This is a genomic window from Flagellimonas algicola (assembly GCF_005937185.1).
GTDB lineage: Bacteria > Bacteroidota > Bacteroidia > Flavobacteriales > Flavobacteriaceae > Flagellimonas > Flagellimonas algicola.
Genome location: NZ_VCNI01000007.1, coordinates 23,503 through 48,891 on the forward strand (window position 1 = coordinate 23,503; position 25,389 = coordinate 48,891).

The following is a 25,389-nucleotide window of genomic DNA, read 5'->3' on the forward strand; positions in this document are numbered from 1 at the left end:
TAATTCATATAAGTTGGGTATGATCATTAACTATATATCTCTATATTAGTTAATAACCATATCCGATTGTTGTGGTGCATTAAGAATGAACGAAATAGACACATATCAAGGTAGAAAAGTAATCTGGATTAACTACAATGAATTGCTTGAAGGAAAAATGCCTGAGAGTGATTGGATATGTTTAATGACTTCTTCTGAATCAAAGCCAAACTCGGACAAATTCGACAGATTTACTCGTGATGCAATTAAAAATGGAATTCTTGAATTTAAAGGTCATGGTGAGTTTGGAGAATTATTACACGATTGGTTTGATGAAACAATGGTCATAATGGAAACTATGGAGAATCATTCCGAAATAGATGTGATGACCACTTGGCACAATAACGAATCTCTTGCCGATACATTTTGGCAATGTTTCTTTGCCACTTGTTTGCCTGAAACCACAAAATATGACAAACTGAAAATAGTTTGCACCGATTTAGATGGCAAAGACAGGGAAAATGAATTAGAGAATTATCTCAAACGATTTGCACAAGGTTGGCTCCCAAAAAACTAAAGATATGTTTGACACTTTTGGAAATAAGGTTCGAATCAAACGAACAATAGAAACAGAAGAAAAAGGACTTGCAGATAAAGAAGGTGAAGTCTATGGACAAACAACTCCTTCAATGATGGACTGTGAAGTTATTGGAAATCTAATAGAAGATGTTGCGATAAATGTGCATTTTGACGATTTAAACGAGTCATTTTGGTTTACCGAAGACTTGATAGAACATTTAGATAATGGTCAAGGTGCTGAAATCACACTTGATGGAGTTGACAAAAAATGGACTAAAGGCGAAAATGGAGAATGGATTGAAGAAAACACTAAACAAGAAAGCAAATGGTGGGAGTTTTGGAAATAGAAAAACGACACCACAACACTGTATATGAAATCATAGCACCCTGCGGGATGCTACGCTTCATATACTAAACGTTGGAGCACATTCAGCTAAAGCTGACTTTTGTTGCTACGTGCTTGCGCACTCCCACACCAAAAGAAATGTCCTCCAACGACCCGCTAAACCAAATTACAGCCCCTAGCTGCCGATCGAGGGAAAACCAAGCACGGGGCAAACAATCCAAACCCCGTGGTGCGCCAACAGTGGCTAAATGTAATTTGGCCCCGAAATTCTTGTTCCCAATAACGCAAAACCGGCAAGTTACGGCCGCCAGGCGGCCTTCTTGACAGCCCGTCAAGTGCGATACACCACCCACCAAAGACTCCTTCGCACATGACAGTCGAACGATTTTGCTATATTTCCACAAAAATCCCGGAACTACGTTTAGCGGGTCGTTGTGCGTAATTATAAATCAACTGTATCCATTCGAAAGGGTACAAGAACAAGTTTGCGAACAATCCAACGGGCTTTAATGAATTGGTGGATTGGGCCTTTGGGGAAAGCCCGTTCCCCAGAGAGGGGATTCTGTTCGTTTTTGAACACACCGGACTTTATTCCCACGGCCTTTCCGATTTTTTCGCTGCCAAGGGCCTACCCTGCACATTGTTCCCGGTCTACAGGTAAAACGTTCCCTGGGGATCGCTAGGGGCAAGAATGACCAAGTGGATGCGAAACGGATAGCTATCTATGCCTATCGCTTAAGGGAGGAGATACGGCCGTCCAATGTCTCGGACCTGAAGATCCGACAACTGAGGGCGATGTTCTCGTTACGGGCAAAGTTGGCCAGACAAAGGGCCGGATACAGGACCACTCTAAAGGAACAGAAAAGTGTTTTGGGAAGCAAGGACTACAAAGTCCTCTTCGAGGTGCAAAGAGGTATGGTGGCACCCTTTCAGGTAAGATTGCAAAGCTTGAGGAGAAAATGATGGAGGTTGTCAAAAATGATCGGGAACTGCGGGAACTGTTCAGGTTGGTGACCAGCGTTAAAGGTGTCGGACCCATCACCTCCCTTTTGGTCATTGCCCACACCAACCGGTTCACAAAGTTCCGTACATGGAGGAAGTTCGCCTCCTATTGTGGGGTGGCACCCTTCCCATATCAATCAGGCACCAGTATTAAGGGACGGTCCAAAGTCTCGCATTTTGCCAACAAAGAACTCAAGGGCATCCTTAACATGTGCGCCATTGCGGCAATACAGAACAACCCTGAAATGAAACGTTATTATGAAAGAAGGACTGAAGAGGGAAAGAACAAGATGAGCACCTTGAACATTATCAGGAACAAGCTGATCTCACGGATGTTCGCTGCCGTGAATCGGGGGACACCGTACGTTAACGTCTACGAACACGCCTCCTAAACATTATTTTTTCCTTCAATATCGCCCCCCGCAAATGGACGGGGTGTATTGATAGGTAAAAATAATGCCCAAAAATCATCCGATTTAATTTGGATAGCTCTTAGAATACTAATACTACTGAGCAAGGCAGGTTTATTCTCGTTGGAAACCCATGCTTCTTAAAATATGACCGTCGAAAAAGTTATTGCCCCTTTAGCCTGCGTTTAAATTTCTCCAATTCCCCAGGTGTAAGTTCCAGTTTCAGATAAACCTTGCCAAAACCGCCCTTAACAACTTTGACATTTTCAAGGATATACTTTAAATCCGTTTTTAGTGAGGTAGTTTTCTCCTCCAAGCGTTCGTACCTGATTTTGGGAACCGTAATTTCACCTTCATAGATCGGGTCCTTTTCTGGAGGCTTTACTTCTTTCATGTGTTCCCCTATAATATCAAAATCATCATCCCCATTTTTCAGTTCTTGATTGAACAGGGCCTGCATCATTCCAATAGTAGGAAGGGTTTGGTTCTTTTCAATGTCCTTGATAATGGCGATCACGGCATCTGTCCGTTTTCTGTTTTTGACCAATTCCTGACCAATACTCTTTTCAAACCTTTCTGATGGCATAAACCCATGCCACTCAAAAAAGTCAATGACCATATTCAAAGTATGGGAGTAACTACTGCCGACCTTCCTTGAAAAGTTCTTGAACCTTGAAAGGGTCTTTTTTTTGATCCGTACAGTTTTAAAATCGTCCATTCCGAATATTTACTGGTTACGTTGTGACAATTTTTTCCGGTTTTATTGGGAGCTCCCAATGCTTTTGTTACAATTCATTTTACTCTTTTCAAAGTTCCTATATTCTTTAAACCCCTATAAACAGGGCTTTTCCGAAGGAAAATGAATCAGTAGCGCTGCGTAAGCACGCTACCCTCTTGCTTTTCCCTTAGAGTCGCCAAGGCGACGCTAAAAAGAAAACTTTTCCTTAGCTGCAATCGAATCTGATAACTTAGTATCCAGAATCGATTCCAAGCCTCTCATATCTTCACTAATTTTCCTGTCCAATACTCGTGCATAAATTTGGGTAGTCGCCAATCTTGTATGCCCTAGTATTTTGGAAACTGTCTCTATGGGCACCCCGTTACTCAAAGTAATTGTAGTGGCGAATGTATGCCGTGCCATATGGAAAGTGATATTCTTTGTTATGCCACAGGCATCTGCAACCTCTTTTAAGTAACTGTTCAATTTTTGATTGGAAATTCTAGGAAAAAGCTTACCAGTTTTTCGCTTTGGATGATATTGGTACCTTTTTATGATTGACAATGCTGGCCCTATCAAAGGCAGTTTAAATGTATTTTTGGTCTTTAGCCTCTTAGTGCTTATCCAATGTTTGCCGTCAATACCCATAACAATGTTATCCTCGCTTAGGTTCATTACATCGCAATAGGAGATACCTGTATAACAGCTGAACACAAACAAGTCCTTCACAATTCGCAACCGCTCTATTACTGTATGGTAATCTTGGATATCTTGCAGTTCTTTCAAGGTCAAAAACTCTCTTTCCTTTTTTTCCATCCTGACCTTAAACTTTTGAAATGGGTTCTTTTCAATCCATTCATTATGAACCGCCATTGTGATCATTTTACGTAATCTTTGGATATGTTTCATTGCGCCATTGTTTGAAAGTTTTCCATGGTAATGTAGGGGGTGTAACTTGCGTAAAAATGTTTCAAAACCTACAATAAATGGATGGTCCAGTAGGGACAATTTATAGTCATCACACTTGTATTGTTTCTTGATGTACTTTAATAGGTATTTCTGAGTGGTCTTGTAATGGCTTAAGGTGGCCTTGCTAAGAATATGGGCACTATGAGTATTGTGATACTCAAAGAGTGCCGTCATAGTAATTTGACCGTCATCTTCACCAAAATAATGCGCTTTGACCATCTGTGGAGTGATATGGGGCAAACGGGATCGTAACTCTCTATAACATTGAAAAAGTTCCGATTCGACCTCCTTTAAATAAGTGTTGATTTCTTGGGCTTCTTTTGTACGGCCAATTACTCTTGATACTTTCCTGTCCCAAGCATTTACAGGGATAGTGTATTTTAGACTAAGATTTACTCGCTGCGAATCAATGGTGATTCGAGCATAAATTTTTGCAGTGTCGTCATCCCTTCTGGAAGTACTTATCCAAAAACTGATGGAAAATGTTGACCGAGTTCTCATAGGTTTTGTGTTAAATTGAACGAAAATCACCTACGAAAGTCAAATACTAAGTCTCTGTAATATAGTTAATTACAAGCTTATTCGGTTAACACTTTTCAAAAAATAATTTACTAACCGAATTGCAGACCAAAACATTTCAAATCAAACCAAATCAAATGATGCCCCAAAACGCCAAAACCTTGCAAATCAATAAGATATGCAAGGTTTTGTTTTTACTTAAACTCTAAACGTGGGCGCGAAGGGATTCGAACCCCTGACCCCCTGGGTGTAAACCAGGTGCTCTGAACCAACTGAGCTACGCGCCCATTCCATTTTCCAAATGGGAGTGCAAATATAGAATAGTTTTCTGTTCTCCCAAAAGAAATAAAACAAAAAAGATACGCTTGGAAGCGACGGACATTTAATTTACTTTTCGTCATGGTCTTAGTTAATCTTTCGTTTTTTGAACCAAAGGTCTTCCAAGCTAAAGTTAAGCGTCAAAACATGGTAGTTTTCTTGAACCAAAACGTTCTCAATTTGTCCCTTTGAACCATAGCTATAGGACAAATTTAAAAGGGAATTGGCAAACCTACCCGTTGGTAGTCCCACACCCAGGGTAAAGTTATAACCTTCAATTTTCCTATCATTGATGGCTAAATATCCATTATCATAATTTATTCCAGTCCGTATCCTGATTCGCTCACCGTATTTCCGTCCCAAGGGATTCTTTACATACTCCAATCCCATGGCATAAACGTCCTGATCTTGATAGGCCCCTATGTTTTCAGTCTGATTTGTATCGTTCCAAAAATTCTTTTTGTAATCCGCACTCATGGTCAGGTAATCAGTTAATTGGACGCCAAGCCCAAACCCTAACTCGAGTGGAAGTTTAAAATCATCAACACTACCTCCTTCATCTTCCGCCACAACAATTTCCGAATCCAGAATTGTTTTATTCGCAGATCGCACAAGATTCCCTTTTAGGGAAACGGGTAGTTGCACCGTACTTCCAATCGTGACTTTATCAGTTAAGTCCCATTGGGCACCAAAACCAAATCGGAAACCACTATAATTGGTAGTTTCGGTGATTTCCAAACTCCCACTGCCCACTTGAAGAAATTCGTTTTCCTCTATATTTCCAAACAGGAGGGATGCGCTCAAACCCAACCTCAACTTTTCCGTTGGGCCATATCCCATATTCACCCTAAGATCATTCAACCCTCCTAAACCGGTTACATTACTTTCAAAAACCTCGCTGGATCCTTCAATATTGGTTTGGATTCCAAGCAACGAATAACCCACATCGCTGTAGGGAATCAGGGCAATCCCTGCTCCTAAGCGCTCTTCAATTCTGAAAGCAAATGCCAGATTGGAAAAGTTAAGGGTAGTTTTGGATTCACTATCGGATTGATTTTCAAAGGAATTGAACTCCCCTACCACCCCAACATCATAAAAGAAGGAGTTTTGCGGAATCAAGGCATAGGTTGCCGGGTTTAGGTTGTTAATCCCAGAATCTGTCCTAAGCCCTATCCCGGAATACCCCATACTGTTAGCCGCACCTATACTGGTCTGATTTATCGCTCCCAATCCATAAAGGGAATATGGAGAGCTAGTCAATCCTTCGGATTGGGCCTTTAAAAAACCTACTGAGATTAGGAAAACCAACCTAATCGAAAACTTAATTGTCATCTTCATCATATATGGCATAGGTAAGTTCAAGTTGAGCACTATTGTCCCCGGCTCCGGCCCCGTTAAGGACAAACCGATCCACTGTGGAACCAAAGTCTTCTGGAAGTAAGATTAGAGCTTCCCCAGTCTCATATTCTGACTGCAATAGCTCATCCAGGTAGTTCACCAGGGATATTTCATAATAGATGTCATTAAACTCTTCATTATCTCGATTGAGGACTCCAGTGACCGGGAAAACCTCATCAATGGCCAATTGTGCTATCACATCATTGTTACGGTCTACGATAAAAACTGAAAAACCATCCCTGAGCAGAAGCTGATCGTTATAAGACCCGGCTACTGGTGTAATTTTTAAAATAGCATCCATGATGGTTCCCTGACCGTTTATTTCATAGATACTTTTTAAGGATGGAAATTCAACTCTAGTAGTAATTCCCAACCCGGATTGGATAAAACTTTGCCCAGCAGCATCATGACTACTCAGGTTGATTTCCTGATCTGTAAGCATCTGCAATGGGTCAATTGGCGCTTCAGTACTAATTTGATTGAAAAAAGGAACGCGGGTCTCATTTAGGTTGAATTGAAGATCGATATGATCCGAAATTCTTTCATCCTCCTCGGCAATCCCAAAATGAATACGTATAAAGCTTGCCCCAATTTCTTTGGAAAACCCAATAACGGAACCATCATCGTCCAAGCCTGGGATCAAGGCGATTCCCTTGAAATAGTCAACAAATTCATCAGCATTGGTAATAAGATTATCCTGCAACTTCCCAAAAAGGTCTTGCCCAAGAACATCGTCCAGTCTAACTTCCAGGGTATCCGCCTCAACTGGTCTGGGATCATAAGTAAATACCCCCAAATCCTCATCATGGTATTCAACCGTGGATGTGTTGTAAAAATTGTCTCCTTCCGCAGGGTGCAAAGTTTTAAGCAATCTTTTAACATGAACCGAATTGGTTATGGTGGTATCGTTATAATAATAGCCGTCAAAATTTAAATGGAGGGTTATACTATCGTATTCGGCTTCCACATCGATGGCATATTCCGAAGGAATCAATCCCATATGGCTTGCCGCCCTAACAGTTCCAAAAACAGGGTCACTGTACTGGCCTACCAACATTCGCGTTGCTGGACTGGTCACAATGCTATCCATTTTCAAGGTTGATATATCAATGGTAAGCGTATCTATGAGTACCACCCTAACATTGCTGTTGGTAAATGCGTCCCCAGCTAAAAAATCAGTATCGTTTAAATTCTCATCATTACAGGAAAGAAGTCCCACCAGAAGCGGGCAAAATAACCACAAAACGTTTTTCATAATTTTTGTTTGTGGTAAAAGTAGCCGCCTCCATTCGGCACTAAAATGCCGATAGACCAACACTTCTTCTTTTAAGACAAATGCCATGTATTTCCCTATGAAGCCATTTTTCCCGTTCGTAGATGGAATTTCCCTTTTCATATGTTAAAAAGCCAGCTTTATATATTCTCTGATTGGACGGATGAGCGGAAAATTACCTTTGGCTAAAAATTAAAATGTTTGTCATGAGAAAAGCAATACAATACTCTAAACTGGCATCCTTGCTAGCTATTTCTGCCGCCCTTTTTGTGAGCTGTTCCACGGACGAGGATGACGAAGATTTGGGCAATTGGATAAACCGGTCTGTTTTTGACGGGAGTCCCAGGAGTGGAATTTCAGGATTCACCATAGACAATATGGGCTATATGGGAGTGGGTTATGATGGAGATGATTACCTAAACTCCTTTTGGGCCTACGACTTGGATGGGGATTATTGGTCCCAAAAGGCAGATTTCCCAGGAGTGGCTAGGAGTGCAGCGGTGGGATTCCAAATCAACGGTACAGGGTATATTGGGTCTGGTTATGATGGAGTGGACGAACTGAACGACTTTTATGCATATGATCCAAGCAACAACTCTTGGTCCACAATTGCCTCCATTACAGAAACAAAACGAAGAAGTGCAGTGGCTTTTTCAGCAAATGGATATGGTTACTTTGGAACCGGCTACGATGGGGAGAATGACAGAAAGGATTTCTGGAAATACGACCCTTCTTCAGATACCTGGTCCGAATTGGTTGGTTTTGGTGGAAACAAAAGAAGATCGGCCACAACCTTTACCATTAATGGCCTGGTGTATCTTGGAACCGGTGTATCCAATGGCATCTATCTTGAGGATTTTTGGGTTTTTGACCCTTCCGATGAGAGTTGGACCAAAAAAACAGATCTGGACGAAGAAGACGACTATAGCATTGAAAGGGGTAACGCCGTTGGGTTTTCCATTAACGGATATGGTTATGTGGCCTGCGGGGAAATCAACGGACCCACAACTACCGTTTGGGAATACGATCCTACTTCAGATACCTGGGAGGCCAAATCCAATTTTGAGGGTTCCACACGCCAGGATGCCATTGCCTTTACCAATGGCTCCAGGGCATTTGTAGGGCTAGGACGAACAGGAAGCCTCTACCTGGATGATTTGGATGAGTTTTTCCCTTTTGAAGAGTACGACGAGGAAGACTAATTTTTCATAATGAGTGGTTTTTAGGTTATTAATCATTGGGGTCAGGGGTAATGACCTGGCCCCTTTTACGGCAATTTTAACAGTTATGGGCAAGTTTTTGAGAATTCCACTACTTTCGGTAATCGCTTTTTGTGTATACCATGCTTTTTTCCATAAGAACAGGCTTCAAGACGGTACCTCATTACGTTCTGAAGTTGTAAGGGTGGAAGAGGGCTATGGGTATCACATCTGGGCTGGGGAAAAATTGTTGGTAAAACAAGAATTTATTCCAGCAATTAATGGAGCGATTCCATTTCAATCGTACGGAGATGCTCAAACGATTTCTATTTTGGTAGCCTCTAAGCTTAAAAATCGAATTAGCCCAGAAGTGAGCATTGAAGAGCTCAGTAAACTAAACATAGTTACATTAAAACAGTAATGATTTGCTGGTATACATTCAAAGGAAACATATCAATCAATTCCTGATCCATTTTTTCTTATGGGCGTCCATTTCAGTGCTTTTTTTGTTCGCATACATTTTCGAATACCGAAGGGTTCCACAAGGCATGCCCGTTCGGCTTTTGGCTATTATGGTGCTGTTTTATTTCAACTATTTCTTTTTGGTACCAAAAATCCTGCTCAAACGAACAACGCTTACCTATGTTCTTATCTGTTTTTTGCTAATTACGGCCGTAGGTCTTGCCATTAATCTGTGTTACCCTCCCAGAGCACCAAAATTTATCAGTAGCCCTGCCAGTATTCCGGAAATTACAGCAGCTCCTCCAAAGTTGTCCGACTTTCCTCCTGGCAGGTTCTACAGGTATCGGGACAATCCTTTTTTCAATCAAATTTTCACCATGCTCATATTGAGCACCCCATTTTTTGTAAGTGCCCTATTACGGGTCTACATAGAATGGGGGAAAAATGAAGAATTAAGGAAAAAAGTAGAAAGCGAAAAAACTAGTTCGGAACTGCAATTTTTAAAAACACAGTTGAATCCCCATTTTCTATTCAACTCCTTAAATGCTATTTATTCCCTTTCGGCCAAAAGTTCCAAAGATACTTCAGAGGCCATTATCAATCTCTCGGAATTAATGCGATATATGTTGTATGAGGCGGATAAAGACCTTGTCCCGCTGCGGAAGGAACTGGAATACATCAAAAATTACGTCCAGCTTCAAAGGTTGCGATTATCGGACAGTGTTAACGTTAAATTGAAAATATCGGGCGAAGACAGAAACAAGGTAATTCCACCCTTACTTTTTATCTCTTTCATAGAAAATGCATTCAAATATGGAACCGATTATGAGGGAAAAACCTATGTGGAAATAAACCTTTTGATAGAAAATGGGTCTATATATTTTAGGGTAGAAAATAGGATAGGCACCTACCGTAAACAAAAGAAAAGTTCTGGAGTGGGATTACAGAATGTAAAGAATCGATTGAACCTCTTGTATCCAGAATCCCATGAATTGGAAGTTAAAAATGATGGTGAAACCTATTGCGTAACCTTAAATCTGTATCTGTAAACATGAAGCGTATGACTTGTATCATTATTGATGATGAACCGTTGGCAATAGATGTTTTGGCTGATTATTGCCAAAAAGTGGATTTTATAGAACTAAAAAGTTCCTTCACCAATCCCCTGGAGGCCATTTCAACCATACAGGAAGAGAAAATAGATCTCATATTCTGCGATATTGATATGCCCCAGATTAGTGGAATCGATTTTATCAAATCCTTGGACAACAAGCCCATGTTCATTTTTACCACAGCATACTCTCAATATGCGGTTGAAGGATTCAACTTAAATGCTGTGGACTATTTGGTAAAACCCATTCCCTACAATCGATTTATAAAGGCTGTCTCCAGGGCCAAGGAAATTTTAACCTACAAGAAAAAACCGGTTAGCAGTAATGTATTTCCGTCTTACGGTGACACCAACGAATCGCAGAAGTACATTTTTGTGAAAGCGGAATATGAAAGCATCAAAATTGACCTCAACGAGATTGAGTATATCCAAGGTCTAAAAGACTATCTAAAAGTCCATATTGCAGGCTCCAACAAAGCCATACTTACACTCATGAGTTTTAAGGAGATGTTGGATAAATTACCCTCTAACCAGTTTCTCAGGGTTCATAAGTCCTTCGTGGTCAATGTGACGTGTATAAAAACAGTGCAACGGAACAGAATTGTGATCAACGATATTCGGATTCCAATTGGAGAAAGTTACAAAGCCAGCTTTTTTGCCATGCTCGGCCTTTGATACATGCAACAAACCCTAGATTAAACAACTTCTGCAACCACAAAAGTACTCCCTCCCACGTAGACAAAGTCTTTCTTTCCAGCATTTGCCAAGGCTTGGTTCAGCCCTTTTTTCACGGAATCAAAAGCTTCTCCTTCCAGTCCATACTTTTTAGCAGTATCTTTTAAATTGTTGGCAGAAAGTCCCCTGGGAATGTTTGGTGTTACAAAGTAATAGGTTGCTTGCTTAGGAAAAAGACCAAGTACATCCTCCAAATTTTTGTCGTTCACAAAACCAAGCACCATATGCAGTTTTTCAAACTTGTGCATTGTAATCTGGTTCAACACCAATTGCAGGCCTTCCTTGTTGTGAGCTGCATCGCATACCAGATAAGGGCGTTCACCCAATACCTGCCATCTTCCTAGTAGACCGGTATTTTCAGCTACTTTTTTCAATCCTTCCTTAATATGGCGTTTTTTAATCCTAAATCCCCGTAGGGCCCTTAAGGCATTCACCACCCCTTTGATATTTTTGGTCTGGTAGTCTCCTAACAGGTCTGTTTTATAATTTTCGATGGTAGTGTCCTCGGCAAAGCTAATGTTCGCATTATTCTTTGCAGCAATTATGTTGAATATCCCTTCGGTCTCCGGTTGCCGTTCACTGATGATCACAGGAATTTCCTTCTTGATTATTCCTGCCTTCTCCAAGGCAATCTTCTCCAGGGTATCCCCCAAAATATGGGTATGGTCCAAACCAATGTTGGTAATCAAGGAAACCTCGGGAACAATTATGTTTGTAGAATCCCATTGCCCCCCTAAACCTACCTCAATAACGGCGATATCCACCTGCTTTTTGGCAAAATAATGAAAGGCCATCCCTACGGTCATCTCAAAAAAAGAAAGCTCGTTGTGTTCAAAAAATGACCTGTGTTTTTTGACAAAGTTTTTTACGGATTTCTTCCCGATTTTTTTCCCGTTGATTCGGATGCGCTCCCGAAAATCTTTTAAATGGGGTGAAGTATATAGTCCCACCTTATAGCCCGCTTCCTGCAAAACAGAAGCCAACATATGACTACTGGATCCCTTACCATTGGTTCCGGCTACATGGATACTTTTAAATTGTTGATGGGGGTTTCCCAAGACATCCGAAAAGGCCAAAATGTTATCCAATTTGTCCTTAAGAGCCACTTGTCCCTTTTGTTGGTACATGGGAAGCTGTTGGAACATCCAGTCCAGGGTTTCCTCGTAAGTCATGGTATTATTGCCCCAGCTTAAAGTTGACCACAACAAAGCCTATTTGCTGTGATGGTGCATCGGAATCCAAGTTCCATTTGTGTAAAATTGCTGTTTTTCGTGCGGGATCTAACAAACAAGGAGCATTATTGGTGGTTCCTTTGACTCCAGGAGTTGCTTTTACTACCCTTCCATTTCTATCCACAACAATCCGAACCACTACACGCCCTTCTTCATTACATTCCTGCTGTACTTTTCCTTTGCTTACTAAGGAACGTCCATTGAGCCCATATCCTCCTGTCCCACTTCCACTGCCTGGAGCACCATAGTAGCTGGTTGCATAAGGATCTCCGTCTGGCTGGCCCTTGTCACCCTGCCTGTTATCGTCGCCCTCACTGCCAGTGGTTTTACCATCAGACTTGCCAATTCCACCAATCAGGGCATCCAAGCTTTTCTTTTTGGCTTCCTGCTCCCTTTTTTTGCGTTCTTCGGCCTGCTGCTTCTCACGAGCAATCCGCTCAGCTTCCGCCTTTGCTTTTCTTTCAGCTTCCACGGCCTTTCTTTTGGCTTCTTTCTGTTGATTTATTCGGATGGTCTCTTCGTTGTCCTGAGTCACTACCTTTTCTACGGGCTCAGGTGGTGCTACAGGTTCCGGTTCTGCTTGCTCTGGAACGGGTTCGGGAATTTGCTCGGTTTTTACCTGTTTAGGTTCCGACCGCACTTTCTCCTTGGGCTGAACTGGTCCGCTACCAAAATCCGTAGTACCGAAATTTACTGCGATACCATTTTCAATGGGTGGATCCAAATAGGTAAGCCCAATATAAAAAAGCAATAGAAGTAACGCACTTAACAATAAAGTGGTAAGTGTGAAGGATTTTTTCTTGTGTCTCGTGTCTAAAAATGACATTATTTTGGCCGCACTGCCAAGATAACCTTGTAACTGTTTCTGTTGGCTATATCCATAACGTTTACTGCCTCTTTAATGGCTACGCTCTGTTCTGCCCTAAGAATGATTGTAGGCTTCTCCTGCCCTTTTAGTGCCTTTTTTAATTCAATTTCAATGTATTCTGCGCTAATCCGTTCATTGTTTACAAAATATTCCAGGTCCTTGTTGATGGTCACTGAAACATTTTGGGTGTTCGTCGATTTCCCTTTGGCCTTTGGCAACAGTAAATCCAGCGCATTGGGAGCATTTGAGGTCAGCATAAAAAACACCAACAACAAGAATACTATATCCGTCATTGACGACATGCTAAACTCTGGACTTACTTTATTTCTTCCCTTTAACTTCATGTTTGGACGCTAGATGGGTTCATTCAATAGATCCAAAAACTCAACAGCATTGGCTTCCATTTTATGAACCACTTTATCTGTTCTGTTCACCAAATGATTGTATCCAATGTAGGCAATAATACCTACAACCAATCCGGCTACGGTAGTGGTCATAGCTGTATAAATTCCAGATGCCAGAGATCCCATTTCTGCTTGTCCGCCGCTACTTGCCATTTCATGGAACGCCAAAATCATACCAATCACAGTTCCCAAGAAACCAATCATAGGTGCCGCTCCCGCAACTGTGGCTAAAACACTTACATTCTTTTCCAGTTTGTAAACCTCCAGGGTACCTGCATTTTCTATAGCCGTATTGATATCATCCAAAGGCTTTCCAATACGCGAAACCCCTTTCTCAGTTAACCTGGCCACTGGTGAGTCCGTTTGGGCACACAAAATTTTGGCGGCGTCCAACTTCCCATTCATGACGTGGTCACGAATTTGGTTCATAAAGTTTTTGTCAATCTTTGACGCAGCCTTAATGGCAAAAATGCGTTCAAAATAAATGTAGAGTGCTACAAAAAGCAGTACAAAAAGCACCATTATAATAACAACACTTCCAGTACCTCCATTTACGATAAGGTCAATGACAGAAAGGGTTTTTTCTTCCGAAATAGCAGCTGCAATATCGGCTCCTTCCTCCAAATCTTGAAAAATAATCATATAAAATCCCCAATTTTAGTTGCAATAATAACGGAGATTTTTGAGCTAAAGTATTTTTTAGAAAAAATATCGCATTCCAACGAAGCAAATGGCACCTGCAATAAATCCTATGAAGGCCAACCATGCTATTTTTCTAAGATACCAGAAGAAGTCAATTTTTTCCATCCCCATGGCCACCACGCCGGCAGCAGACCCGATGATCAACATACTCCCACCTGTACCCGCTGAATATGCAATAAAGTGCCACAATGGATTGTCAATGGGCTCGGAGAACATTCCCAAACTGGCTGCCACCAAGGGAACATTATCAATAATTGCAGAACCTATTCCCAAAATAATCACTACTAAATCGGACACCTGCGTTCCTTCAAGCTCCGTCCCAAGTAAGCCCACACTCTGTTTTAGGTTTTCTGCAAAGTTGAACAGCAATCCAAGGGATTCCAAGGCGGCAACTGCCATCAATATTCCAAGGAAGAAAAGGATACTAGGTAATTCTATCTTGGTCAAGGCACTGTGTACCGGACTGTGGTGAGCCTCTGCATCACTTTCTGGATCCACAGACGAAATCGTAATTTTGGAGCTACTGTAGATTTCCGCAAAAGTGGCCACAACGGCAAGGGACAACATCATTCCCACATAAGGTGGTAAATGTGTTACCGTTTTAAAAATGGGCACAAAAACAATTGCACCCAAACCTAGGTACAACATGGTAGACCCAAATTTGGATTTGGCCGGAGCTGCTTCTTCCAAATCTATTTCGCCCTTAAATGCCGGCATAAAAGAAGCAATAAAGGTAGGCACCAACATACAAACCAATGAGGGCACCAATAAATAGCCTATCAACTTAGCGGTGGTAACCTTGTTTCCAATCCAAAGCATGGTTGTGGTAACATCCCCAATGGGAGACCAGGCCCCTCCCGCGTTCGCCGCGATTATGATCAAACCGGCATACCAAATTCGAACATTTCTATCCCTAACCACCTTTTGAAGTATGGAAACCAATACAATGGTTGCTGTAAGGTTGTCAATAATGGCCGAAAGGATGAAGGCCAAAAAGGCAAAAATCCAAAGGATTTTACGTTTACTCCTTGTCTTTACATAAGATTTGATGGTAGCGAACCCATCAAAATAATCAATGATTTCCACAATGGTCATCGCTCCTAATAGAAACACCAAAATCTCAGAAGTTTTACCCAAATGGTGCAAAAGGGTCTCCTCCAGCATATGCATTTTGTCTTCATGCCCCAAGTCTCCAAAACCATCCATTAGGGCATGTTTGCCGGAATCAAACCAAGTGGTAAACCCATCAATTCCAAATGCCATCATGGCCCAGAGAATGGCCATCATGGCCAATGCTGGTATCAGCTTGTCTATTTTAAGGTTATGTTCCAGGGTAATAGCTAAATAGCCTAAGACAAATATGGCAATGAGGATGGTTTCCATAGTTAGTTGGTTTAAGAAGTTGAAACTGGCCCAGCTTTTCAGCCAAGCTTGTCGTTAAAGATATTCAAAATGGATATTCCCACATAATCTTCGTTCCAGAAAATTAGATCAGCCCGTTATAGATTTAAAACCCTATTCATTGTATTAGGTAATTCTCATTTTAATGCGTTTTTTGATGAAAAATAACCACCTAAAAGCTATATTTGTATCCCTTTTTTAACTATTTCTCAATTTTATGGATTTTTCACTTTCGGAAGAACAACTGATGATACAGCAAGCGGCCAAGGATTTTGCCCAAAATGAGCTATTGCCCGGAATCGTTGAACGGGATGATGCCCAAAAATTCCCTTGGGAGCTGGTTGAAAAAATGGCAGGCCTAGGATTTATGGGAATGATGGTGGATGAAAAATATGGCGGTAGTGGTCTTGACACCCTATCCTACGTGTTGGCCATGGAAGAATTGTCCAAGGTAGATGCTTCAGCTTCCGTAATGGTATCAGTAAATAATTCATTGGTGTGCTGGGGGCTAGATGCTTTTGGAACGGAAGCCCAAAAAGAAAAGTACCTAACCCGTTTGGCCTCTGGTGAGGTCATTGGTGCATTTTGTCTTTCGGAACCAGAAGCAGGTTCTGATGCAACCTCACAAAAAACAACGGCTATAGATAAAGGAGATCATTACATATTAAATGGTACCAAAAATTGGATAACCAACGGAAGTTCTGCCGAAATCTACTTGGTAATCGCCCAAACGGATACCGAGAAGGGTCACCGCGGCATTAATGCCCTAATTGTGGAAAAAGGTATGGACGGCTTTGAGATTGGCCCCAAGGAAAATAAATTGGGCATTCGCGGAAGCGACACCCATTCCTTGATTTTCAACGATGTGAAAATTCCAAAAGAAAACCGAATCGGTGAGGATGGCTTTGGGTTCAAATTTGCCATGAAGACCCTTTCCGGAGGTCGTATTGGGATTGCGGCACAAGCTCTGGGTATTGCTGCGGGCGCCTATGAACTTTCCAAAAAATATGCAAAGGAACGTAAAGCCTTTGGTACTGAGATTGCCAATCACCAAGCCATAGCCTTTAAACTTGCGGATATGCATACCAAAATACAGGCCGCTCGTTACTTGGTTTACCAAGCTGCATGCGATAAAGATGCAGGGAAGGACTACTCCCTTTCTGGTGCAATGGCCAAATTATATGCCTCGGAGGTTGCCATGGAAACTGCAGTAGAGGCCGTTCAAATACATGGTGGGAATGGGTTTGTAAAAGAGTACCATGTAGAGCGACTTATGCGTGATGCCAAAATCACCCAAATCTATGAAGGCACATCCGAGATTCAGAAAATGGTAATCTCCAGAAGCATCTTAAAGGATTAAATATTACATTCTTTCATTTAAACCACCCCTATATTTTTAGGGGGTGCTCATCAAAAACTGACATTTATCATATTTTATCCCTTGTAATTAACCTCTGGCAACTGGACATTTTGATGTTTTACACTTAATACCCCCTTGATTTCAGAACAATCACTTACCTCTCCCTTAAAATTGAGATTATCATAATTATTGATTCTCCAAATTTTCAATTTGCATAATTTTTAAAGCATTTACACAAACGTTGATGAATTAGTTGCATTTGCTTTAAAACCATGCCTTTTCTTTATCAAAAATGATATTTTTGAACAAATACCATAATGATGAGGAAGTTGGAAAAACAAGGGTTATACCTGCCAGAATTTGAGCATGACAACTGTGGTGCAGGTTTCATTTGTAGTCTAAAAGGAAAGAAATCAAACGACATAATACACAAGGCACTCGAGATTCTAGATAAATTGGAACACAGAGGTGCCGTAAGCGCAGATGGCAAAACCGGAGATGGTGCGGGTATCCTAATAGATATCCCACACGACTTTTTTACTGAGGTATGCTCCTTTGAGCTTCCCAAAGCAGGGGAGTATGCGGTTAGCAATGTCTTTCTACCGCAAAAGGAAAATCAGCGCGATTTTTGCATTGCAACACTAGAAGAAAATATCAAAAAACAGGGACTGCAACTCCTAGGCTGGCGGGATGTCCCAGTGAACCGATCCGTGCCTGGAAGAATTGCAGCTGAGACAGAACCTTTTGTAAAACAGGTGTTTATAGGGAAAGTAGATGATTTGGATGATTTCCAGTTCAATCTGAAACTTTTTATTGCACGTAAGGTTACCGAGCATACAATCATCAAAAGTAAATTATCCCAAAGTCAATTCTTCTATTTACCAAGCCTTTCCACAAAGATTATCATTTTCAAGGGATTGCTGGTTCCTCAAGATATCAGTAGATACTATCAGGATTTATTGGATTCCAGGGTTGTAACCCGCTTGGCATTGGTACACCAAAGATTTTCCACCAATACGTTTCCAACTTGGGATTTGGCACAACCTTTCCGGTATATGTGCCATAATGGGGAAATCAATACACTAAGAGGTAATGTTTCCAGAATGCTTTCGCGTCAGGAGCTATTGGAAAGCGATTGGTTTGGGGATGAAATAAAAAATATCCTCCCGGTGGTGTTACCCGGAAAATCAGATTCCGCAAGTATGGATATGGTGGTTGAAATGCTATTGATGACCGGCCGCTCTTTGCCCGAAGTCATGATGATGCTGGTACCCGAAGCCTGGGAGAAGAATACCGAAATGTCCGAGTCCAAAAGAGCCTTCTATGAATACAACTCCTGTTTGATGGAACCTTGGGACGGACCCGCCTCCATACCCTTTACCGATGGAAATTATATTGGAGCGGTTTTAGACCGTAATGGATTGCGCCCCTCAAGATATTCGGTGACCAAAAAAGGATATGTAATCATGTCTTCTGAGACCGGAGTGGTGGATTTGCAGCCTGAGGATATTGAATTCCATGGAAGGCTGGAACCCGGCAAAATGTTCTTGGTGAACATGGAGGAAGGACGTATCATCAATGATGAGGAAATAAAGGAAGCCATTGCCAAGAGACACCCCTACAAAAAATGGCTAAAAAACAACCTGGTGCACCTAAAGGATATTCCATATAATGACTGTCCAGTTTTTTATGGCGAGTTTCCACTGGAGACCCGGCGAGCAGCTTTCGGCTATACCTTGGAGGACATCAACACCATTATTCTTCCCATGGCCAAAAATGGGAAGGAACCAATTGGCTCCATGGGTTCTGATACCCCTATCGCGGTGTTATCTGAGCGTCCACAGCTGATTTATAACTACTTCAAGCAGTTGTTTGCACAGGTGACCAATCCACCTTTGGACGGTATTAGGGAAGAATTGATCACCGATATCAGTCTTACCCTGGGTAGTGACCAAAATCTATTTGAAATCAATGAACTCCACTGCCGCAAACTAAAAATCCAAAATCCGGTGATTTCCAAAGAGGATTTGGACAAAATAAAAAATTATGACGCCAGTCCCGATTATAAGGTAGTTTCCATTTCCATTTTATATGAAATTGCCAAGGGACACAATGGAATTGAAGAAGCTCTCGATTCCATCCTACAACAAGCTTCGGATGCTATAGACGAAGGCGCCAACATTATTATTCTATCAGACAGGATGGTTAGCTCGGAAATGGCCGCCATTCCCGCACTGCTGGCCTGTTCTTACGTGAACAGTGGTTTAAGCCGAATGGGCAAACGTTCTAAATTGAGTATCATAGTGGAATCTGCTGAACCTAGGGAGGTTCATCATTTTGCCCTTTTATTCGGATTTGGAGCCAGTGCGATTAATCCCTACCTGGTAAATGAAATCATTGGGGAACAAATAGAAGAAAACGACATCACCGAGTACACCTTTGAAGAAGCCATCAAGAACTACAACAAGGCTATTGGAAAGGGTATCCTAAAAGTGATGAACAAAATTGGAATCTCCACCTTGAACTCCTATCGAGGCTCGCAGTTGTTCGAGTGTATAGGAATCAACACTAAGGTTGTGGGCAAATATTTTCCAAATACGCCAACACGAATTCAGGGCATTGGATTGTATGAGATTGAAAAGGAGGTTGCCAAGCGCCATAAAAAGGCATTTAAAAATCAGGAATTAGCGGCCAATCTTGACATTGAGATTGGTGGAGAGTACCGTTGGAGAAGGGATGGTGAAAAACATATGTTCAATCCATTGACCATCGCCAAACTTCAAAAATCGGTACGCAATAACGAGCCGGAGACTTATAAAGAGTACTCGGAATTGGTAAATGAGCAGTCCAAAAACCTAATGACCATCAGGGGATTATTCGAGTTTTCGAATTATGACCCGATTCCAATTGAGGAGGTGGAACCTTGGACTGAAATCGTCAAACGATTCAAAACAGGGGCCATGTCCTATGGAAGTATCAGCAAGGAAGCCCATGAAAATCTAGCGATTGCCATGAACCGAATCGGAGGAAAAAGCAATTCGGGAGAAGGCGGTGAGGATTCGGCTCGTTTCTATAAAAATCAAACTGGAGATTGGAAAAACAGTGCCATTAAGCAAGTAGCTTCGGGTAGGTTTGGAGTCACCTCCAACTACTTGACGAATGCACAGGAAATCCAAATTAAAATGGCACAAGGAGCCAAACCTGGTGAAGGCGGGCAATTGCCAGGACCTAAAGTGAATCCTGCCATCGCCAAAACCAGGAATTCCACGCCTTATGTGGGGCTTATTTCACCGCCTCCGCATCACGATATCTATTCCATTGAGGATTTATCCCAGCTTATTTACGACCTTAAATCAGCCAACAAAGACGCACGAATCAATGTGAAATTGGTTTCTGAAGTTGGGGTAGGAACTGTAGCTGCAGGGGTTTCCAAGGCCAAAGCAGACGTTATACTTATCTCGGGCTTTGATGGCGGAACGGGTGCTTCACCTCTGACTTCTCTAAAGCATGCCGGACTACCTTGGGAGTTGGGTATCGCTGAAGCACAACAAACCTTGGTATTGAACGATCTTCGAAATCGAATTGTGCTGGAATGTGATGGCCAGTTAAAAACGGGAAGGGATGTTGCGGTAGCTTGTCTTTTGGGAGCTGAAGAATTTGGTTTTGCCACTGCTCCATTGGTAGCATCTGGATGTATCATGATGCGTGTGTGCCATCTCAACACATGTCCTGTGGGAATTGCAACCCAAAACCCGGAGTTGCGCAAAAAATTCAAAGGGAAGCCAGAGCACGTGGTCAACTATATGTATTTCGTAGCACAGGAACTACGAGAAATTATGGCGAAGCTAGGGTTTAGAACCGTTGATGAAATGGTAGGTCAAGTACAAAAACTGGATAGAAAAAAGGCCATTGAGCATTACAAGGCTGCCGGGATTGATCTTACACCCATCCTTTATCAGGTGGATGTACCCAAAGGAACAAAATTCCATAACACCCAAAAGCAGGTTCACGGTATTGAAGATTCCATTGAATTTGACATCATTGCCCAAGCTCACCCTGCTTTGTTCAGAAAGGAGAAAACCGTTTTGGATTTCCCAATTTATAACACCGATCGGGCAGTAGGAGCTATTATCAGTAATGAAATTTCCAAAATTTATGGGGCGGAGGGACTTCCTGAGAACACCCTTAAAATCAATTTTACCGGTTCAGCAGGACAAAGTTTTGGAGCTTTTGCCACAAAGGGATTGACCATGGTGGTCAACGGAAACACCAATGATTATCTCGGAAAGGGACTTTCAGGTGCTAAATTGATCATTAAAGTCCCAGACAAGTCAACTTTGAAGCCTGAGGAGAATATCATAACTGGAAATGTAACCTTGTATGGAGCCACTTCAGGAGAAGCCTTTATCAATGGAAAAGCTGGGGAGCGTTTCTGTGTTCGAAATTCCGGAGCCAAGGCAGTTGTTGAAGGCATTGGTGATCATGGATGTGAATATATGACTGGTGGAGTTGCTGTTATCTTGGGTTCCGTTGGAAGAAACTTTGGCGCGGGAATGAGTGGAGGAATTGCTTATGTGCTGGATAAGGATGGTACGTTTGAAAAGCGATGCAACGGCGAAACACTCAACCTGTTGGATGTGGAAGAAGACAATGATATCAAGCAATTGAGAGAGCTCATTGAAAATCATTACAATGCCACTTTAAGTCCTTTGGCGCAAGAAATCTTGGAAGATTGGGAAAAGTATCTCCCAAAATTCATCAAGGTGTTCCCAGAGGAATATCGACAAGCATTGATCAGATTGGAAAAAGAAAAATTACAAACCTTATAATTTGAGGCATGGGAAAGACGACTGGATTTATGGAATTTGATAGGAAAGATGAAGACTATGCTCCTGTCAAAGAGCGAATCAAAAACTATAAGGAGTTTACCATTCCATTAAAGGAAAAGGAACTTAAAGATCAAGGTGCACGCTGTATGGATTGTGGTATCCCATTTTGTCACAGCGGGTGTCCACTTGGAAATCTTATTCCGGATTTTAACGATGCCGTTTACCAGGGAAAATGGGAAAAGGCCACAAAAATTCTTCATTCAACGAACAATTTTCCAGAGTTCACGGGCAGACTATGCCCTGCTCCTTGTGAGGAAGCCTGTGTTTTAGGCATCAACGAGGATCCGGTTTCCATAGAAAATATTGAAAAGAATATAGTGGAGACAGCCTTTAAAAATGGCTGGATTGTACCAGAACCCCCAATAACCAGGACTGATAAAAAAGTGGCCGTTGTAGGATCTGGGCCAGCTGGTTTGGCCGCTGCACAACAATTAAATCGAGCAGGGCATACGGTCACGGTTTTTGAAAGGGATGAAAAAGTAGGTGGATTGCTTCGATATGGAATTCCTGATTTTAAGATGGAGAAACATATTATTGACCGAAGATTGGAAGTGATGGAAGCGGAAGGAATAGTTTTCAAAACCGGAACCAATATCGGGGTGGACGTTTCCGCCTCTCAGCTCCGTGAGGATTATGACGCCATTGTACTCTGTGGCGGGGCAACTGTAAGAAGAGGGTTACCCATACCAGGAGCCAATTTGAAAGGTGTTGTTCAGGCTATGGATTTTCTCCCACAAAACAACAGAAAAGTGGATGGTATTCCTTACCAAGGAGAGGAATTGACTGCTGAGGGAAAAAAGGTCATCGTCATTGGCGGTGGAGATACCGGTTCTGATTGTATTGGAACTTCCATAAGACATGGTGCAGAATCCGTTACCAATTTTGAGATTATGGCAAAATCCACACCAGACCGTCCAGAGGGCCAACCTTGGCCTTTTTGGCCCATGCGACTTCGTACCAGTACTTCGCACAAAGAAGGGGCGGATCGTGTTTTCAGCATTTCAACAAAGAAGTTTATCGGAGATAAAAATGGTAACCTTAAAGGCTTGGTCACTGCTGAAGTGGTATGGGAAAAAGTGCCTGGGCAACGACCCGTTTTAAAGGAAGTTGAGGGTACGGAAAAGGAGTGGGAATGCGATTTGGCCCTACTAGCTCTAGGATTCACCGGTTCCGAGACTACCATAACCGATGAGCTTGGGCTGGAACTAGACCCGAGAACCAATATCAATGCTTCGGCCAAAGATTATAAAACCAATGTACCGGGTGTATTTGTTGCAGGAGACCAAAGAAGAGGGCAATCCCTTATTGTTTGGGCCATTTCCGAAGGAAGACAGGCAGCACATCACGTGGACAGTTTTCTTATGGGAGACTCCAATCTCCCATTAAAGGGAGATGGAGATCTACCAAGGGTCTAAATTTCACAATAACCAACCAGACCCTAAAGCTCTCTGTTCTTTGAACAGGGGGCTTTTTTTATCGAATCACCAAACGGTGAGTTTCCGTTTTGTCCGGAGCAGTCACTTTTAAAAAGTATAGTCCCGATTTGTATTTTTCCACACTAAATGGAGTTCCAATTTTATAGGTGCCACTATGCAGTATCCTACCATCCAAATGAATCAATTGCAAGACAACTTTTTCGTAGTCTGCATTTTGCAATCGGAATGAGGTTTTAGAAGGGTTTGGATAAAATACGGTCCTAAACTGCTCTTCATTGCTTACATCATAAAGTTCAGGATCCATGGGTATGCTAGCTATCAAGCTGGTACTTGTTGATTGGTATTCGTAGGCACCAACATCGAAGTTGTTTCCCATGGGTCTGCTTGCGTTTTCCATATCAAAGGTAATTCCCCAAGTGGCCAGATTAGATCCGGCATCCACCACATCAGAACTAGAAGACGCTGGACTAAAATCGTTGGCGGAGACATCGGTCAACCCTAGGGTATCAATCTGCCGAGTCATGATGTTGGAATAGATATTGGTGAGGAGACTATCCCTGGTATCTCGCTCATTAAAGTCAAAATAGCTTTCTTGGTTTTGCTTCCAGGTATTGCCCCCCTCAAAGTCATAACCAGGATCCACCACAAGATTGTTGACAAAATATGAGGGCACTTCGCTCTGATTACGGTACAAATCTGCCGGATCTATAGGGTGCAGTACTGTGGTATTGTAATGTACCCCCGCTCGTTCTGGTTCCACAATGGTGTTATTTACTACATAATAGCCCTCGGTAACATCTTCAAATTCATGTCGGTTATGTAGAAAAACACCATGCATTTTGGGCTTAACAAATAGGTTGTTGTATACCTTGGTTCCGCTTTCCCCATTAATGATTTGCATCCCCCAGCCCTTTTCCAAAGGGCCGTTTTCCACAAAGTTATTGTACACTTCATAAGTGCCTCCGCCTAGACTTATTGCAAAAGCTTGTCCCCAATTTCCTCTATTTCCGTAATCGTAAATGGTATTGTCCCTAACCTTTCCATTGATATGGGCCAGATTCAATTGAATGGCATCCCAACCAGTATCCTCAACAACATTATGATGGATATCCACATTTTCCAACCAGTGGCCATAGACTTCAGTTCCACCGCAATTTCTACCAGAGTCCAGTTTATAGCCCAGTGTAAAACCAATATATATGCCCTCACCGTGTGTATTGTGAATGTAATTGTGGTGAATGTTCAAGTTTTTCATTACAAAACCATTGGTTCGCCAAGTATCAGAGTTGTTGCAATCAGGATCCGTTTTGGCCATGAAGCCTGCAAATCCGGCCGTAGCCACTTCAATATGGTCAACTTCAACATCTGTAGTTAATGCACTGAGCACCACACCCATGGCCCATGATCCGGTACCGGTAATTTTGATACCATAGTTATAGTTTGAATCTCCCGAACCTGTGAGATGAATATATTTACTGTTTTTAAACTCCAAAGCTGAGTACGCAGTTTCATTTAGAACCACTTGGCCCCCACAATTTTTAAAGACCACAGGGTTGGTCGAGGTACCTTCAAAATCATAAAATCGGATACCAGCATAGTTCCCGGATGGAATGCAGATGGTATCACCGGGAGCATAATTAATGTTGGAAGCCCAAATAAGGTTTAGGGTGGTTGAGGACAGGCCTGTTAGAGTTACATCGCAATTACAAGACTGTGAGCGGGCCACAAAACCGCAAATCAATAAGGTGGCAAAAAGTAATGGTTTTTTCATAGTATCTAGGTTTTACATTCTAAAACTAAATACCATAGCAGTTCTTCATTTAATATTCACTCTCAACATAGGTTGGGGAAACATATTGGGATTTGGGATGAGCCAAATATATATTAAACGTAGTCTTTTTCCTACTTTATTGATTTGTTTTTAAGTTGTGGTCTGAAATTTACGTGGAAAGCACAAAAAAAGCCCTCCTAAGCTAAAGCTAAGGAGGGCCAAGGAAGGCGGCGACCTACTCTCCCACCTGGTGTGGCAGTACCATCGGCGCAAACGGGCTTAACTTCCCTGTTCGGAATGGAAAGGGG

Annotated in this window: 21 protein-coding genes, 1 tRNA gene and 1 rRNA gene; 11 read left to right on the plus strand and 12 right to left on the minus strand. The window is 42.0% G+C overall.

Going from position 1 to position 25,389, the window contains the following annotated elements; genetic code table 11:
- Positions 1-85 precede the first annotated feature (85 nt).
- The 4 genes from FGG15_RS19655 (at position 86) to FGG15_RS19670 (ending at position 2,298) form a co-directional block, all read left to right on the plus strand.
- A complete protein-coding gene (locus FGG15_RS19655) occupies positions 86-556 on the plus strand; it encodes a DUF7684 family protein (RefSeq protein WP_138839488.1) in 471 nt (156 codons plus the stop codon).
- Positions 557-560: 4 nt separating this feature from the next.
- On the plus strand, positions 561-905 hold the full coding sequence (locus tag FGG15_RS19660; protein ID WP_138839489.1) for a hypothetical protein: 345 nt from the start codon (positions 561-563) through the stop codon (positions 903-905).
- A gap of 638 nt (positions 906-1,543) precedes the next feature.
- Entirely contained in the window at positions 1,544-1,867 is a 324-nt protein-coding gene (locus FGG15_RS19665; protein WP_237561887.1) for an IS110 family transposase, read from the plus strand.
- Positions 1,864-2,298, plus strand: a complete 435-nt coding sequence (locus FGG15_RS19670; protein ID WP_138839491.1) for a transposase — start codon at positions 1,864-1,866, stop codon at positions 2,296-2,298. The genes FGG15_RS19665 and FGG15_RS19670 overlap by 4 nt, the downstream gene beginning before the upstream one ends.
- Positions 2,299-2,479: 181 nt before the next feature.
- On the opposite strand, the gene FGG15_RS19675 is transcribed toward FGG15_RS19670, so the two are convergent.
- The 5 genes from FGG15_RS19675 to FGG15_RS19695 all read right to left on the minus strand — a co-directional run bounded on the left by FGG15_RS19675 (position 2,480) and on the right by FGG15_RS19695 (position 7,493).
- Entirely contained in the window at positions 2,480-3,034 is a 555-nt protein-coding gene (locus tag FGG15_RS19675) for a BfmA/BtgA family mobilization protein (RefSeq protein WP_138839492.1), read from the minus strand.
- A 207-nt stretch (positions 3,035-3,241) separates the two neighbouring features.
- Positions 3,242-4,504: a site-specific integrase gene (locus FGG15_RS19680; RefSeq protein ID WP_138839493.1), complete on the minus strand. Its 1,263-nt coding sequence runs from the start codon at positions 4,502-4,504 to the stop codon at positions 3,242-3,244.
- Between the two features lie 230 nt (positions 4,505-4,734).
- Positions 4,735-4,809 (minus strand) — tRNA-Val (locus FGG15_RS19685).
- A gap of 118 nt (positions 4,810-4,927) precedes the next feature.
- Positions 4,928-6,181 carry a BamG family beta-barrel-assembly machinery protein gene (locus FGG15_RS19690; protein ID WP_138839494.1) on the minus strand — a complete coding sequence of 418 codons (1,254 nt, stop codon included), beginning with the start codon at positions 6,179-6,181 and terminating at the stop codon, positions 4,928-4,930.
- On the minus strand, positions 6,162-7,493 hold the full coding sequence (locus FGG15_RS19695; RefSeq protein ID WP_138839495.1) for a DUF4270 family protein: 1,332 nt from the start codon (positions 7,491-7,493) through the stop codon (positions 6,162-6,164). Before FGG15_RS19695 ends, FGG15_RS19690 begins: the two co-directional genes overlap by 20 nt.
- 224 nt (positions 7,494-7,717) lie before the next feature.
- Between FGG15_RS19695 and FGG15_RS19700 the strand changes: the two genes are divergently transcribed.
- The 4 genes from FGG15_RS19700 to FGG15_RS19715 all read left to right on the plus strand — a co-directional run bounded on the left by FGG15_RS19700 (position 7,718) and on the right by FGG15_RS19715 (position 10,958).
- Complete coding sequence (locus tag FGG15_RS19700; protein WP_138839496.1) at positions 7,718-8,713, plus strand: Kelch repeat-containing protein; 996 nt, start codon at positions 7,718-7,720, stop codon at positions 8,711-8,713.
- A gap of 85 nt (positions 8,714-8,798) precedes the next feature.
- Complete coding sequence (locus FGG15_RS19705) at positions 8,799-9,131, plus strand: DUF4907 domain-containing protein (protein WP_138839497.1); 333 nt, start codon at positions 8,799-8,801, stop codon at positions 9,129-9,131.
- Between the two features lie 4 nt (positions 9,132-9,135).
- Positions 9,136-10,221 carry a sensor histidine kinase gene (locus FGG15_RS19710; protein ID WP_237561886.1) on the plus strand — a complete coding sequence of 362 codons (1,086 nt, stop codon included), beginning with the start codon at positions 9,136-9,138 and terminating at the stop codon, positions 10,219-10,221.
- Positions 10,222-10,223: 2 nt separating this feature from the next.
- Complete coding sequence (locus FGG15_RS19715; protein ID WP_313791008.1) at positions 10,224-10,958, plus strand: LytR/AlgR family response regulator transcription factor; 735 nt, start codon at positions 10,224-10,226, stop codon at positions 10,956-10,958.
- A 20-nt stretch (positions 10,959-10,978) separates the two neighbouring features.
- Here the strand turns inward: FGG15_RS19715 and FGG15_RS19720 are convergent, their stop codons facing one another.
- The 5 genes from FGG15_RS19720 to nhaD are packed head-to-tail and all read right to left on the minus strand — an operon-like array spanning position 10,979 to position 15,607.
- Complete coding sequence (locus FGG15_RS19720) at positions 10,979-12,190, minus strand: bifunctional folylpolyglutamate synthase/dihydrofolate synthase (protein WP_138839499.1); 1,212 nt, start codon at positions 12,188-12,190, stop codon at positions 10,979-10,981.
- Positions 12,191-12,194: 4 nt separating this feature from the next.
- Positions 12,195-13,076, minus strand: a complete 882-nt coding sequence (locus FGG15_RS19725; RefSeq protein WP_138839500.1) for a cell envelope integrity TolA family protein — start codon at positions 13,074-13,076, stop codon at positions 12,195-12,197.
- Complete coding sequence (locus FGG15_RS19730) at positions 13,076-13,462, minus strand: ExbD/TolR family protein (RefSeq protein ID WP_138839501.1); 387 nt, start codon at positions 13,460-13,462, stop codon at positions 13,076-13,078. The genes FGG15_RS19725 and FGG15_RS19730 overlap by 1 nt, the downstream gene beginning before the upstream one ends.
- 9 nt (positions 13,463-13,471) lie before the next feature.
- Positions 13,472-14,164, minus strand: a complete 693-nt coding sequence (locus FGG15_RS19735; protein WP_138839502.1) for a MotA/TolQ/ExbB proton channel family protein — start codon at positions 14,162-14,164, stop codon at positions 13,472-13,474.
- A gap of 57 nt (positions 14,165-14,221) precedes the next feature.
- Positions 14,222-15,607 (minus strand): sodium:proton antiporter NhaD, encoded by a 1,386-nt coding sequence (nhaD, locus tag FGG15_RS19740; RefSeq protein WP_138839503.1) that lies wholly within the window; start codon positions 15,605-15,607, stop codon positions 14,222-14,224.
- A 235-nt stretch (positions 15,608-15,842) separates the two neighbouring features.
- Here nhaD and FGG15_RS19745 point away from each other — a divergent pair, with 235 nt between their 5' ends.
- The 3 genes from FGG15_RS19745 (at position 15,843) to FGG15_RS19755 (ending at position 23,289) form a co-directional block, all read left to right on the plus strand.
- Positions 15,843-16,985, plus strand: a complete 1,143-nt coding sequence (locus FGG15_RS19745; RefSeq protein WP_138839504.1) for an acyl-CoA dehydrogenase — start codon at positions 15,843-15,845, stop codon at positions 16,983-16,985.
- Positions 16,986-17,305: 320 nt separating this feature from the next.
- On the plus strand, positions 17,306-21,814 hold the full coding sequence (gltB, locus tag FGG15_RS19750) for a glutamate synthase large subunit (RefSeq protein WP_138839509.1): 4,509 nt from the start codon (positions 17,306-17,308) through the stop codon (positions 21,812-21,814).
- An 8-nt stretch (positions 21,815-21,822) separates the two neighbouring features.
- Positions 21,823-23,289, plus strand: a complete 1,467-nt coding sequence (locus FGG15_RS19755; RefSeq protein ID WP_138839505.1) for a glutamate synthase subunit beta — start codon at positions 21,823-21,825, stop codon at positions 23,287-23,289.
- A gap of 58 nt (positions 23,290-23,347) precedes the next feature.
- Here the strand turns inward: FGG15_RS19755 and FGG15_RS19760 are convergent, their stop codons facing one another.
- On the minus strand, positions 23,348-25,081 hold the full coding sequence (locus FGG15_RS19760) for a T9SS type A sorting domain-containing protein (RefSeq protein ID WP_138839506.1): 1,734 nt from the start codon (positions 25,079-25,081) through the stop codon (positions 23,348-23,350).
- Positions 25,082-25,303: 222 nt separating this feature from the next.
- Positions 25,304-25,389 (minus strand): 5S ribosomal RNA (rrf, locus tag FGG15_RS19765); the annotation flags it as partial.

What these genes read in the sequence shown, in the direction of transcription:
- FGG15_RS19755 (WP_138839505.1), top strand. Translation starts at nt 21,823, where the DNA reads ATGGGAAAGACGACTGGATTTATGGAATTTGATAGGAAAGATGAAGAC.
- FGG15_RS19670 (WP_138839491.1), top strand. Translation starts at nt 1,864, where the DNA reads ATGATGGAGGTTGTCAAAAATGATCGGGAACTGCGGGAACTGTTCAGG.
- FGG15_RS19715 (WP_313791008.1), top strand. Translation starts at nt 10,224, where the DNA reads ATGAAGCGTATGACTTGTATCATTATTGATGATGAACCGTTGGCAATA.
- FGG15_RS19690 (WP_138839494.1), bottom strand. Translation starts at nt 6,181, where the DNA reads ATGATGAAGATGACAATTAAGTTTTCGATTAGGTTGGTTTTCCTAATC.
- FGG15_RS19680 (WP_138839493.1), bottom strand. Translation starts at nt 4,504, where the DNA reads ATGAGAACTCGGTCAACATTTTCCATCAGTTTTTGGATAAGTACTTCC.
- FGG15_RS19730 (WP_138839501.1), bottom strand. Translation starts at nt 13,462, where the DNA reads ATGAAGTTAAAGGGAAGAAATAAAGTAAGTCCAGAGTTTAGCATGTCG.
- nhaD (WP_138839503.1), bottom strand. Translation starts at nt 15,607, where the DNA reads ATGGAAACCATCCTCATTGCCATATTTGTCTTAGGCTATTTAGCTATT.
- FGG15_RS19725 (WP_138839500.1), bottom strand. Translation starts at nt 13,076, where the DNA reads ATGTCATTTTTAGACACGAGACACAAGAAAAAATCCTTCACACTTACC.
- FGG15_RS19720 (WP_138839499.1), bottom strand. Translation starts at nt 12,190, where the DNA reads ATGACTTACGAGGAAACCCTGGACTGGATGTTCCAACAGCTTCCCATG.
- FGG15_RS19760 (WP_138839506.1), bottom strand. Translation starts at nt 25,081, where the DNA reads ATGAAAAAACCATTACTTTTTGCCACCTTATTGATTTGCGGTTTTGTG.
- FGG15_RS19745 (WP_138839504.1), top strand. Translation starts at nt 15,843, where the DNA reads ATGGATTTTTCACTTTCGGAAGAACAACTGATGATACAGCAAGCGGCC.
- FGG15_RS19655 (WP_138839488.1), top strand. Translation starts at nt 86, where the DNA reads ATGAACGAAATAGACACATATCAAGGTAGAAAAGTAATCTGGATTAAC.
- FGG15_RS19675 (WP_138839492.1), bottom strand. Translation starts at nt 3,034, where the DNA reads ATGGACGATTTTAAAACTGTACGGATCAAAAAAAAGACCCTTTCAAGG.
- FGG15_RS19660 (WP_138839489.1), top strand. Translation starts at nt 561, where the DNA reads ATGTTTGACACTTTTGGAAATAAGGTTCGAATCAAACGAACAATAGAA.
- FGG15_RS19705 (WP_138839497.1), top strand. Translation starts at nt 8,799, where the DNA reads ATGGGCAAGTTTTTGAGAATTCCACTACTTTCGGTAATCGCTTTTTGT.
- FGG15_RS19700 (WP_138839496.1), top strand. Translation starts at nt 7,718, where the DNA reads ATGAGAAAAGCAATACAATACTCTAAACTGGCATCCTTGCTAGCTATT.
- FGG15_RS19695 (WP_138839495.1), bottom strand. Translation starts at nt 7,493, where the DNA reads ATGAAAAACGTTTTGTGGTTATTTTGCCCGCTTCTGGTGGGACTTCTT.
- gltB (WP_138839509.1), top strand. Translation starts at nt 17,306, where the DNA reads ATGAGGAAGTTGGAAAAACAAGGGTTATACCTGCCAGAATTTGAGCAT.
- FGG15_RS19735 (WP_138839502.1), bottom strand. Translation starts at nt 14,164, where the DNA reads ATGATTATTTTTCAAGATTTGGAGGAAGGAGCCGATATTGCAGCTGCT.